Genomic DNA, 12,006 nt, shown 5'->3' with positions numbered 1-12,006 from the left:
GTACCTGTCACAGGTCACCTAGCGTGTCGACCGCGACGGCGATTCGGCCACCAAGCTTCGCCGGCCGTTCACTCGGGCGCTGTGTCACCACCGTCGGGCGGCTCTTCCGGAGACTTGCAGCAATGCTGTAGCCACAGTGCGGCAACCACCAATGCCAGCGCGCTGACGACGGCAACCACCACGCCCTTGGTGTCCTCGGCCGCCACCCGCAACTCGCCCCGGCGCGGCAGCAGGTAGACCAGGACCCCGATCCACCAGCCCGCCACGATGGCCCCGACCCATGCCGAGGCCTTGGCGATGATCACACCGCGCGCGACCGACAGCGGATGCAGCCGCCCACCGCCGACGCCGATCTGCCCTGCGCTGATCTTGGATCGCACGTAGAACGCCCAACCGGCCTCGGCTATCGCCACCGCCAGCAGTGAAATCCCGGTCCAGACGGTGATCGGCGGAAACCAGCGATAGAGCACGACGACCAGCAGATAGCTGGCGACGGCCACGGCGGCGACGGTGCCTGCGAGGTCACGCTTGCGGGTAGGCCCCATCGCTCAGTCCTGCGTGGGTTCGGTCCGCAGGGTCAGCGTCAGGTCCGTCGGCCGTACGCCGTCGCGTTCGGCCTGCTCGACATCGGACAGCAAGCGCTGCACAGGACGCTTTTGGCCCGCGACGGTCAGTGTGGCATCGGGGTCCACCGCCAGCCACGGGATCAGCACGAACGCCCTCAGGTGCGCCAAGGGGTGCGGCAGCGTGAGGCCGTCGGTACGCGAGCTCAGTTCGACGTCGCCGTCGTAGCAGGCGATCAGGTCGACGTCGAGGGTGCGCGGGCCCCACCGCTGACCGCGAACCCGGCCCGCGGCTTGTTCCAGCTCCTGACCACGCCGCAGCCATCCCTGCCCGTCGAGCGCCGGATCGTCGGCGATGAGCACCGCGTTGAGGAACGGGCCCTGTTCCACGCCGCCCCACGCATCGGTTTCGTACACCGGGGACACGGCCCGCACGGCGGGGCCCAGCCCGTCGAGGACCGATTGCAGCCGGGCCATCCGGTCACCGAGATTGGACCCGATCGACAACACAACGGACGTCATCGGCGCCTCGACCTCCTCGCCACCACTGCGACATCGTCGAACGTCAACGGGATCGGCGCGCTCGGCTTGTGCACCACGACCTCGACGGCGTGTAGCCGCTCGTCGGCCATGATGGCGTCGGCGATCTCCGCCGAAACCGTCTCGATCAGATTTCGGGGCGGCCCGGCCACGATGTCCGCCGCGCGCTGGGCCAGCGCGCCGTAATCCAGCGTGTCACCGAGGTCGTCGCTGACCGCCGCGGCCTGCAGGTCGAGCCAGGCCGTGATGTCGACCACGAAGTCCTGGCCGTCGCGCCGCTCATGCTCGAACACGCCGTGATTGCCGCGAACCTTCAAGCCGCGCAACTCAATTCGATCAGTCATTGAGCCCTCCCGCTTCCCACGCATCGAGTACGCGCAATGCGTCGACCGACGCGGTCACGTCATGCACCCGCACGCCCCACGCCCCGTACGCGCCGGCCAGCGCGGAGATCACCGCGGTCGCGGTCTCCCTGCCGTCCGGTGGGCGCGGTTCACCGTCCGGCCCTGCCAGCAACGTCCCGAGGAAACGCTTGCGCGACGCCCCGACAAGTACCGGAATCCCGGTGCCCACCAGTTCGGGAAGCGCCCGCAAAAGCGCCCAATTGTGTTGGCCCGTCTTGGCGAATCCCAACCCGGGATCGATGATCAGCCGATCGGCGTCCACCCCGGCGGCCACCGCGGCATCGACGCGGGCGAGCAGTTCGGCGCGCACGTCGGCGACCACGTCACGGTATTCGGGAACGTGGTGCGGGCGGTCGGCCTGCACAGAACGCCAGTGCATGAGCACCCAGATACACTTCGCGTCCGCCACCACACCGGCCATGTTGGGGTCGGCCAGGCCCCCGGACACGTCGTTGACGATCGTCGCTCCACAGGCCAGCGCCGCACTCGCGACATCGGCGTGCATCGTGTCGATGCTGACGGTGATGCCGTGCGCGGCAAGCTTTTCGATGACCGGGGCGACCCGTGCGGCCTCGACGCGCGGATCCACCCGCGTCGCACCGGGGCGGGTGGATTCACCGCCCACATCCACGATGGCCGCGCCTGCGGCGGCCAACGACAAGCCGTGCGCCACGGCCCGGTCGCGATCGATGAATTTTCCGCCGTCGGAGAAGGAATCGTCGGTGACGTTGACGACCCCCATCACCTGCACACGGGTGGACTTCACTTACGGAGGATAAGTTCCAGCGCCTCGGCCCGAGATGCCTTGTCGGTCTTGAACTGTCCACGCACCGCAGAAGTCGTGGTGATGGCACCCGGTTTGCGGACCCCGCGCATCGCCATGCACAGGTGCTCGGCCTCGATCACCACGATCGTCCCGCGGGGCGAGAGCTTGCGCATCAGCGCGTCGGCGATCTGCGCGGTCAGCCGTTCCTGCACCTGTGGGCGTTTCGAGTACAGGTCGACCAACCGGGCGATCTTCGACAGACCTGTCACCCGCCCGTCCTCGCCGGGGATGTAGCCGACGTGAGCCACGCCATGGAACGACACCAGGTGGTGCTCGCACGTCGAGTACATCGGAATCTCTTTGACCAGCACCAGCTCATCGTGTTGCTCGTCGAAGGTCGTGTTGAGCACCGCATCCGGATCCGTGTACAGCCCGGCCATCAGTTCCTTGTAGGCCCGCGCCACCCGGGCCGGGGTGTCGACCAGCCCCTGGCGGTCCGGATCCTCGCCGATGGCGATGAGCAACTCGCGCACGGCAGCTTCGGCACGCGGTTGGTCGAACACCCGATGGTTGTTGTTGGTGCTCGGCGACCGCGTCGCGGGCTTCGTCATTCGAAGTCCTCCGTTCTCGGATCAGCGATCCTTGTCCTGGCCTGAATCCTCATTCGAGTTCGGCGGCGCGGGCCGGTCCGGCGCGGCCGCCGACTGACCAGGATGCGGGTAGGGCTGATACGGGTACGGCTGGGGCTGTTGCCATCCCGACGGATGTGGCGGCGGATACCAGTAACCCTGCTGCGGGTGGTACCCGGCGGGTTGCTGCTGGTTCTGCTGCTGTGGCGGCGGCGGCCAGCCCGGCGCGTGCCAGCCGGCGGGGGCGCCGTAATCGGGCTGCGTGGGCCCGCTGGGGGCGCCGTTGCCTGCGACTCCGGCGCCGTTGGCACGGTTCTGCCGCTCGGCCTCGCGGCTGGCGGCGGCGATGGCGGCCTTGAAGGCGGGCTCGGGAACCGGCGGCGGCCACGGCTCGCCGCGCTCGATGGCGATCTCACCAGGGGTCTTGATCGGCGGCTTGTCCGACGGCACCCGGCCGCCGAAGTCGTCGAACATGGTCAGCCGGGGACGCTTCTTGACCTCGCCGAAGATCGCTTCGAGTTCGGCGCGGTGCAGGGTTTCCTTCTCCAGCAGCTCGCCGGCCAGTGTGTCGAGCACGTCGCGGTATTCGGTGAGGATCTCCCACGCCTCGGTGTGCGCGGCCTCGATGAGCTTGCGTACCTCGTCGTCGATGTCGCGAGCGACCTCGTGCCCGAAGTCGGCCTGCGTACCCATGGTGCGGCCGAGGAACGGATCGCCGTGCTCGGTGCCGTAGCGGACGGCGCCCAGCTTGCTGCTCATGCCGTACTCGGTGACCATGGCCCTGGCGATCTTGGTGGCCTGCTCGATGTCGGACACCGCGCCGGTGGTGGGCTCGCGGAACACGAGCTCTTCTGCGGCGCGTCCGCCCATGGCGAACACCAGCCGGGCGATCATCTCCGAGCGGGTCATCAAGCCCTTGTCGTCCTCGGGGACGGCGACGGCGTGGCCGCCGGTGCGGCCCCGGGCCAGGATGGTGACCTTGTAGATCGGCTCGATGTCGGGCATCGCCCACGCGGCCAGGGTGTGCCCGCCCTCGTGGTAGGCGGTGATCTTCTTTTCCTGCTCGCTGATGATGCGGCCCTTGCGGCGCGGACCACCGACGACGCGGTCGACGGCCTCCTCGAGAGCGGGACCGGTGATGACGGTGCCGTTCTCACGCGCGGTGAGCAGCGCGGCCTCGTTGATGACGTTGGCCAGGTCGGCGCCGGACATGCCGACCGTGCGCTTGGCCAAGCCGTCGAGGTCCGCGTCAGGCGAGATGGGCTTGCCCGCCGAGTGCACCTTGAGCACGGCGCGACGGCCCGCGAGGTCCGGGTTGGACACCGGGATCTGGCGGTCGAAGCGGCCGGGCCGCAGTAGCGCCGGGTCGAGGATGTCGGGTCGGTTGGTGGCGGCGATGAGGATGACGCCCTGGCGGTCGCCGAAGCCGTCCATCTCGACCAGCAGCTGGTTGAGGGTCTGCTCGCGCTCGTCGTGGCCTCCGCCGAGGCCGGCGCCACGCTGGCGGCCGACGGCGTCGATCTCGTCGACGAAGATGATGCACGGGCTGTTCTGCTTGGCCTGCTCGAACAGGTCGCGCACGCGCGATGCGCCGACGCCGACGAACATCTCGACGAAGTCCGAACCTGAAATCGTGAAGAACGGAACTCCGGCTTCCCCGGCCACGGCGCGGGCCAGCAGGGTCTTGCCGGTACCGGGCGGCCCGTAGAGCAGCACGCCGCGCGGGATCTTGGCGCCGAGCGCCTGATACCGCGACGGGTTCTGCAGGAAGTCCTTGATCTCGTAGAGCTCCTCGACCGCCTCGTCGACGCCTGCGACGTCGGCGAACGTGGTCTTGGGCATGTCCTTGCTCAACTGCTTGGCGCGCGATTTGCCGAAGCCGAAGCCCATGCGCCCGCCGCCCTGCATGCGGGAGAACATCACGAACAGGCCGACCAGCAGCAGCACCGGCAACATGTAGATGAGCAGCGACCCGAGGAAGCTGCCCTGGTTGACGACGGTGTTGTACTTGACGTTCTTGCCGACCAGCGCGTCGACCACGTGCACCGCGTATCCCGTCGGGAACTTGGTGATGATCTTCGTGCTGTTGTCGGTGTCGCCGTTGCTGTTCTTCAGGTCCAGCCGCAACTGTTGCTCGCGGTCGTCGATCTGCGCGCTGTTGACGTTGTCAGCGTTGATCTGAGCCATCGCCACCGAGGTGTCGATGGGTTTGTAACCGCGGGTGTCGTCGCTGAAATAGAGAAACGACCAGCCCAGCAGCAGCACGACCGCGATCGCGGTCAGCGTGCGGATCACATTTTTCCGGTTCATCAAAATCGGCCGAGTTCGGCCCGGTCCTTCCAACGTGCACAGTTGAGAGCTTTCAGGCTACCGCTAGACCAACGTCGGGCAGTTCCCGACGGTGGTGTAGCCGTCGGCAGCCGGCCATGCTTGAGTGAGGTCGTGCTCATCCCAACCGAACGGTTAGTCGACACCAACGGCGTGACACTGCGGGTGACCGAGGCCGGCGAGCCCGGCAACCCGGTGGTCGTGCTCGCCCACGGTTTCCCCGAACTCGCCTACTCGTGGCGCCATCAGATCCCCGTACTGGCCGAGGCCGGCTATCACGTACTCGCACCCGATCAACGCGGTTACGGCGGGTCTTCGCGGCCGCCGGCGATCGAGGACTACGACATCGTCGCGCTCACCTCGGACATCGCCGGGCTGCTCGACGCCGTCGGCGCCGAGACTGCCGTCGTCATCGGTCACGACTGGGGTTCGCCGGTGATGACGAACTTCCCGCTGTTCCATCCCGACCGGGTGCGCGCCGTGGTCGCGATGAGTGTGCCGCCCGTGCCCCGGGCACCGGCACCGCCGACGCAGATCTGGCGCAAGATGGTCGGCGACAACTTCTTCTACATCCTGTACTTCCAGGAGCCCGGCGTCGCCGATGCCGAACTGGCCGTCGACCTCCGGGAGTCGATGCGCCGGCTGATCACGCTCGAGGGCATCAGCGCTCCCCCGGACGTGCTGCGGAGCCGGCCCCTGCCGCCGCTGCCGGACTGGGTGACCGCCGACGAATTCGAGCACTACATCGAGGCGTTCACCGAGACGGGGTTCACCGGTCCGCTGAACTGGTACCGCAACTTCGACCGCAACTGGGAGCTGACGGAACACACGCCGGCCCCGACCATCACGGCGCCGACGCTCTTCGTGGCGGGCACCGCCGACCCGGTGCTCGGGTTCACCCCGCGTGACAGGGTCCGTGACGTGGTCGCCGGCGATTACCGCGAAGTGCTGATCGAAGGCGCCGGGCACTGGTTACAGCAGGAGCGCCCCGAGGAGATCAACGCGGTGCTGCTGGAGTTCCTGGACGGCCTGACGCAGTAGACCTCGGCTCAGCGGTACGCCCGCGCGTATTGCGGTGGGTATGCCAGCGTCGCACCCAGTTGGTCGGCGGCCCGGCGCACCCAGGCCGGGTTGCGCAGCAGCTCGCGCGCCAGGAAGACCGCGTCGGCCTGCTCGCCGTTGACGATGCTGTCGGCTTGTTCGGCGTCCGTGATCATCCCGACCGCAGCCGTGGCGATCTCGGCCTCCTTGCGCACCCGCGCCGCGAACGGGACCTGGTATCCGGGACCGACCGGGATGACGGCGTCCGGCACCGAGCCGCCGGAGGACACGTCCATCAGGTCCACACCGAGCGGCTTGAGGGCCGTCGCGAGGTCGATGGTGTCCTGCACCGTCCAGCCCGGCCGGGGATCGTCGGTGTCCCCGGCGAGCCAGTCGGTCGCCGACACCCGGAAGAACAGTGGCAGCTCCTCGGGCCAGCGGGCGCGAACCGCACGCACAACCTCGAGCGCGAACCGCATCCGGTTGGCGCTCGAACCTCCGTACGCGTCGGTGCGGTGGTTGGATTGCGGCGAGAGGAACTGGTGGATCAGATAACCGTGCGCGCCGTGCAGTTCCAGCACCCGGAATCCGGCGTCGGCCGCGCGCTGGGCGGCATCGCCGAATGCGCGCACTATCGCACCGATTTCGTCGACGCTCAGCTCGGCCGGGGCGGGCAGGCGGCCGAACGGCACAGCACTCGCACCGACGGTGTCCCACTGTGTCTCGGTGCGGTCGGGGTCGGGCCAGGGTCGGCCCGTCGACGCCTTGCGTCCGGCATGCACCAGCTGGATCCCGGGCACCGAGCCCTGGGCGGTGACGAAGCCGGTGATCCGCCGCATGGCCTCGGCCTGGGTGTCGTTCCACAGTCCGGTGTCGTAATCGCTGCTGCGTCCCTGCGGGTGCACGGCGGTGGCCTCCATCATGACCAGCGCGGCGCCTGCCGTCGCGCGGGAGCCGAGGTGGGCCAGGTGCCAATCGGTCGGCGAACCGGTGGCAGGGCCGTCAGGGACGGCGGCGAACTGCATCATCGGTGACATCCACGCCCGGTGGGCGAAAGTGACATCGCGAATGGTCAAGGGGGTGAACAGGTTTGGCATGTCATTCTCCTGTGAGACCGAGGAAGCCCGCGGCCGCCCGGTGCAGCGCCGCCGCATCCGATCGGCCACTGAGGGCGAATCGGGCCGGATCGGGTTCGGCCATGTCGAAGGGATAGTCGCTGCCACAGGCGATCCGGTCGGGGCCGGCCACGCCGTGCAGCAGCTCGAGCTGGCGCTGGTCGTAGACGACGGTGTCGAAGTAGAGCGTGCGGTACGCGGCATCGGGAGGGCCTGACGAAGCCCGCCGCACGTCGGGGCGGGCCTTCCAGGCGTGTGTCCAGCGGCTGAGCAACCACGGCGAGCAGCCGCCGCCGTGCACGAAGCAGATCCGCAGGCCAGGCAGGGCGTCCGTCACCCCGCCGAGCACCAATGACGCGACGGCCGTTGCGGTTTCGACCGGGTTGCCGATCAGGTTGGCCAGGTAGTAGTCGGGCCACTCGGGCCGCGGCAGTTGCATCGGATGCACCAGCACGGCCAGGCCCAGCCGGTGTGCCTCGGTCAGGACGTGACGCAGGATGCCGGTATCCAGCGATCGACTGTCCACCAGCGGCGGGATCGCCACGCCGTGCACACCATCGGTGCGGGCCAGTTCCTCCAGCTGCCGCGTCGCCGCACCGGTATCCCCGAGCGTGACCATGCCCAGTCCGACCAATCGGCCGTCGGAACGCGACACCTCTTCGGCGAGTGCGGAATTGAACGCCGCGGCATAGGCCTCGTTGCGCTCGCCCGCACTGAGCGGGAAGGCGAACGGCGGCGCCGACAGGGCGCGTATCCCGATGCCCTTGACCCGCATGTCGTCGAGGATCGCCCCGACATCGCTCATGGCGCCGGTGGCGATGGACAGTGGAATCTCGCCCAGGTACAGCTCGCCGTCCCGGTCGTGCATCGCACCGTACGGTGCGCCCTCGGGCAGACCGAACAGGTCTCGTGGCAGCCAGTGGGCGTGCACGTCGATCATGCTGTCGTGGTTCATGATGCGCTCCGTTCGGTGGGCAGGGGCTTACCGCGGGTCTCGGGTGCGAAGGCCAGGCCGACCACTCCGATCAGGCCCAGTGCGGCCACCGCTGCGGTGGCCATTCCCAGATCCCCGCCGAACCATGAGGTCGCGATGACACCGGCGACGAGCGGGCCCGCGGCGGTGAGATACCGCCCGACGCAGTTGGCGACCGCCAGGGCCGTGGCCCGCACGCTGGTCGGAAACAGCTCGGGCCCGTAGACGAACAAGCCTGAGAGCGAACCGAACAGGCCGAACCCGAGTATCGGCATGGCAACCAGGAATTCTGTGTAGGTGCGGTCGAAGACGAACGTGTAGACGATACCGACGGCCGATACCGCGAACGTGACCGCGAAGGCACGACGGCGCCCGATCGCGTCGGCCAGGAAGCCCCAGGCCCCGTATCCGACTATGCCGCCCGCGTTGAACAGCATCGACGCCATGGCCACCCGGTGATCGGCCAGTTCGCGCCCGAGTCCGCCTGCCGCCGTCAACTGCCGGATCATCTGCGGATACCAGGTCGACACACTCCAGAACGCGATGAGCGAGCCCGACGCCAGCGCCGTGATCACCAGCGTCGGCCGCAGCAGCGGTGGGGTGAACAGCCGCGCGAGCACGAAGCGGTCCCGAGAAAGGCTGGAGCCCTGCTGTTTACGCGCCTTCCTGGCCTGGATGCCGGCGTCGACCTCTTCGGGCTCGGGAACATAGCGGCGCACGAACCACACCACCACCGCGGGCACCACCGCCAGCGCCAGCATCGGCCGCCAGCCGTGGCTGCCGAACAAGGCGTAGACGGCAGCGGCCACGAAAAACCCTGCGGCATAACCGGACATCATGATTCCGCTGGCACGGGCCCGGAACCGGTTGCGCCAGGTCTCGGCGATCAGCGCGGCACCGACCGGGGCTTCCACACCCGATCCCAGACCGGCGATGAATCGCAGGATGGCCAGCTGCCACCAGGTGTCGGTGAACGCCGCCAGCGCGGTGAACGCCGCGTACGTGAGGATTCCCAGCGACAGCACCCGGGTGCGGCCGAAGTAGTCGGCGAGCATGCCGAACAGCACGCCGCCGGTGGCCCAGCCCAACAAGAACAATGCGATGGTGAGCCCGCCGTAGAACCCGATTGCCGAAGCGCCGGCCTCGATTCCGCTGTTCGGCAACAGTTCTCCCATCGCCGGGCCGAGCACCAGCACGTACAGGCTGCCTGCGAAGCCGTCCAGCCCCCAGCCCAATGTGGTGCCGACCAGAACCAGCCATTGCACGCGACCGATCTCGGTGCGCCAACTCCCGCGCGTGGCGGTTTCGGAATGCGATGACACCTCTACTCCTTTCGGTTCCGCCGGGCGCTCAATTGAGCCGGGCATTGTCGTGCTCGCCGTACCAGTCGACGGGTTCGGCGGCGGTGCGTACCACGACCGTCTTGATCCACGAGAAGTCGTCGAATGATTCAGTGCCGGCGTCTTTTCCGACACCGGACTCCTTGACCCCGCCCCACGGCAGTGACGGTTCGAGCCGGTGGTGGTCGTTGATCCACACCATGCCCGCCACGACGCGGCCGGCCACGCGGTGTGCCCGGGCCAGGTCGGTGGTCCACAGGCCGGCCCCCAGGCCGTAGCGGTTGTCGTTGGCCATGGCGACGGCCTCGTCCTCGTCATCGAACGGGATGACCACCGCGACGGGACCGAAGATCTCGTCGGTGGCCACCGTCATGGCCATCGTGGCGTCGGCCAGCACGGTGGGCTGCAGGAAGAACCCGTCGTTCAGCGGCGCGGGCAGCTCGGGGGTCGCACCACCGGCGGCGACCCGGGCGCCCTCGTCGCGGCCGGTATCGATCAGCGCGCGGACCTTGTCCCGCTGGCGTTCGCTGATCAGCGGGCCGAGCTGGGTGTCGGCGTCGCCTGGGTCGCCGATGCGGATCGCACCCGCTCGCTTGGCCAGCGCGGTGACGAAGTCGTCATACACATTGCGGTGCACCAGGAATCGCGATCCGGCCACGCAGGACTGACCGGCCGCGACGAATGAGGCGAAGGCGGCGCCTTCGGCCGCGACGACGGGATCGACGTCGTCGAACACGATGATCGGGGTCTTGCCGCCCAGTTCGGCGGTGACCCGGGCGAAACGTGCCGCGGTCGCAATCGCGGCCGACCGGCCGGCCTCGGTACCGCCGGTGAGCGTGACCTTGGCGATGTCGGGATGTTCGGTGAGCCGGACACCGGCATCACGTCCGCCGGTCACCACGGTGACCACGCCGTCGGGCAGGCCGGCATCGGTCATGATCCGCACCAGCTCGAGGGTGGTCAGGGGGGTGAGCTCCGAAGGTTTGACCACCGCGGTGTTGCCGTTGGCCAGCGCAGCGGACAGGCTGCGGGCCAGGATCAGCATCGGATGGTTGAACGGCGTGATGATGCCGCACACGCCGAGCGGCAACCGCTGCTGATACGTCAGGTAGGGCCCGTCACCCGGGAGCACGGCATATCGCTGCGCGGCGAGCAGTCCGGCGTTGTACCGGAACCACTCCGGGACCCGGGACAGCTGGGCCCTGGTCTCGGTGATGGGTCTGCCGTTGTTGCGGGTCTCCAGTCGGTAGAGCGCTTCGGAGTGCTGCTCGATGGCATCGGCGATGCGCAACAGCAGCCGGGCCCGTTCGCTGCGGGTCATGGCCGGCCACGGTCCGGTTTCGAACGCGGCCTTGGCGCGGGCCACGGCGGCGTCGACGTCGGCGGGTCCGTGCTCGGGCAGAGTGCTGATCACCGCGCCGGTGGCGGGATCGATGATGTCGCGGGTGAGCGGTGAGGTCATGCATCGAGTGTCAGCACAGCTGTGACCACGCCCTATGTTGCCGGCAACATCGTTTTAACCCAACTATGTGGATATCAACATCGCACGCGTGCCGGTAGGGTCCCGTGGCATGGCGATCGCCGCGAATGCGAAGTTGCGAACCCGTGCTCTCGTCGCCGTGCTGGCGGCTCTGCTCATCACCGGGGTGTCGGCATGCGACGCCAAGTCCGGACCCGACGCCCGCAGCGGCTCACCCGACACCCGCCAGGTCACCGTGATCGGCTCCGGCAAGGTGCAAGGCACGCCCGACACCCTGACTGCCAACGTGGCGATGGAGTTCGTCTCGGGGGACGTCACCGCCGCGCTCAGCCAGTCGAGCCAGCGCCAGCAGGCCGTGATCGACGCGCTCGTAGGCAACAAGGTGGACCGCAAGGACATCACCACAACCCACGTCAGCGTGCAACCGCAGACCAATGCCGACGGCACGACCATCGCGTACCGGGCCAGCAATGCCATCGACGTCAAGATCCGCGACATCACCGCGGCGTCACAGCTGCTGGCGCTCATCGCCAACACGGGCGGGGACGCGACGCGCATCAACTCGGTGAGCTACTCGATCGAGGACGACTCCCAGCTCGTGAAAGACGCTCGGGCCCAGGCGTTCAACGACGCCAAGAACCGCGCCGAGCAGTACGCGCAACTGTCCGGGCTCAACTTGGGCAAGGTCATCTCGATCTCCGAGCAGTCCGGTTCCACGCCCCCGACGCCCGCCCCGATGCCACGCATGTCGGTGGACTCGGTGCCGTTGGAGCCGGGCCAGCAGACCGTCAATTTCACCGTGACGGTGATCTGGGAACTGACCTGAC

At 68.4% G+C, this 12,006-nt stretch carries 12 protein-coding genes; 2 read left to right on the top strand and 10 right to left on the bottom strand.

The annotated features are described in order from the left end of the window. Positions 1 to 68: 68 nt before the first annotated feature. Genes RMCB_RS08690 through ftsH form a run of 6 tightly spaced genes read right to left on the bottom strand, consistent with a single transcriptional unit; the run spans position 69 to position 5,212 of the window. Positions 69 to 545 (bottom strand): DUF3180 domain-containing protein, encoded by a 477-nt coding sequence (locus RMCB_RS08690; protein WP_062828450.1) that lies wholly within the window; start codon positions 543 to 545, stop codon positions 69 to 71. Positions 546 to 548: 3 nt separating this feature from the next. Then, complete coding sequence (gene folK / locus RMCB_RS08685) at positions 549 to 1,085, bottom strand: 2-amino-4-hydroxy-6-hydroxymethyldihydropteridine diphosphokinase (RefSeq protein WP_029369350.1); 537 nt, start codon at positions 1,083 to 1,085, stop codon at positions 549 to 551. Further along, complete coding sequence (folB, locus tag RMCB_RS08680) at positions 1,082 to 1,447, bottom strand: dihydroneopterin aldolase (RefSeq protein WP_062828449.1); 366 nt, start codon at positions 1,445 to 1,447, stop codon at positions 1,082 to 1,084. Before folB ends, folK begins: the two co-directional genes overlap by 4 nt. Beyond that, entirely contained in the window at positions 1,440 to 2,273 is an 834-nt protein-coding gene (gene folP / locus RMCB_RS08675) for a dihydropteroate synthase (protein ID WP_201028253.1), read from the bottom strand. Before folP ends, folB begins: the two co-directional genes overlap by 8 nt. After that, positions 2,270 to 2,884: a GTP cyclohydrolase I FolE gene (gene folE, locus RMCB_RS08670; RefSeq protein ID WP_029369347.1), complete on the bottom strand. Its 615-nt coding sequence runs from the start codon at positions 2,882 to 2,884 to the stop codon at positions 2,270 to 2,272. Before folE ends, folP begins: the two co-directional genes overlap by 4 nt. 21 nt (positions 2,885 to 2,905) lie before the next feature. After that, a complete protein-coding gene (ftsH, locus tag RMCB_RS08665; protein ID WP_029369346.1) occupies positions 2,906 to 5,212 on the bottom strand; it encodes an ATP-dependent zinc metalloprotease FtsH in 2,307 nt (768 codons plus the stop codon). A gap of 132 nt (positions 5,213 to 5,344) precedes the next feature. Here ftsH and RMCB_RS08660 point away from each other — a divergent pair, with 132 nt between their 5' ends. Beyond that, positions 5,345 to 6,271: an alpha/beta fold hydrolase gene (locus tag RMCB_RS08660; RefSeq protein ID WP_062828448.1), complete on the top strand. Its 927-nt coding sequence runs from the start codon at positions 5,345 to 5,347 to the stop codon at positions 6,269 to 6,271. Positions 6,272 to 6,279: 8 nt separating this feature from the next. Here the strand turns inward: RMCB_RS08660 and RMCB_RS08655 are convergent, their stop codons facing one another. The 4 genes from RMCB_RS08655 to RMCB_RS08640 are packed head-to-tail and all read right to left on the bottom strand — an operon-like array spanning position 6,280 to position 11,161. After that, positions 6,280 to 7,368 carry an NADH:flavin oxidoreductase/NADH oxidase gene (locus RMCB_RS08655; protein WP_062828447.1) on the bottom strand — a complete coding sequence of 363 codons (1,089 nt, stop codon included), beginning with the start codon at positions 7,366 to 7,368 and terminating at the stop codon, positions 6,280 to 6,282. A gap of 1 nt (position 7,369) precedes the next feature. Beyond that, the gene (locus RMCB_RS08650; protein ID WP_062828446.1) at positions 7,370 to 8,341 is read right to left on the bottom strand and encodes an amidohydrolase family protein; all 972 of its coding nucleotides are present in this window, start codon (positions 8,339 to 8,341) and stop codon (positions 7,370 to 7,372) included. Beyond that, a complete protein-coding gene (locus RMCB_RS08645) occupies positions 8,338 to 9,681 on the bottom strand; it encodes an MFS transporter (protein ID WP_062828445.1) in 1,344 nt (447 codons plus the stop codon). Before RMCB_RS08645 ends, RMCB_RS08650 begins: the two co-directional genes overlap by 4 nt. 28 nt (positions 9,682 to 9,709) lie before the next feature. Next, complete coding sequence (locus RMCB_RS08640) at positions 9,710 to 11,161, bottom strand: aldehyde dehydrogenase (RefSeq protein WP_072278434.1); 1,452 nt, start codon at positions 11,159 to 11,161, stop codon at positions 9,710 to 9,712. A gap of 109 nt (positions 11,162 to 11,270) precedes the next feature. Here RMCB_RS08640 and RMCB_RS08635 point away from each other — a divergent pair, with 109 nt between their 5' ends. Next, complete coding sequence (locus tag RMCB_RS08635) at positions 11,271 to 12,005, top strand: SIMPL domain-containing protein (RefSeq protein WP_062828554.1); 735 nt, start codon at positions 11,271 to 11,273, stop codon at positions 12,003 to 12,005. The last annotated feature ends 1 nt before the right edge of the window (position 12,006 follow it).

Source organism: Mycolicibacterium brisbanense (genome assembly GCF_001570425.1).
Taxonomy (GTDB): domain Bacteria; phylum Actinomycetota; class Actinomycetes; order Mycobacteriales; family Mycobacteriaceae; genus Mycobacterium; species Mycobacterium brisbanense.
This window is presented reverse-complemented; position numbering and strand designations above follow the sequence as displayed.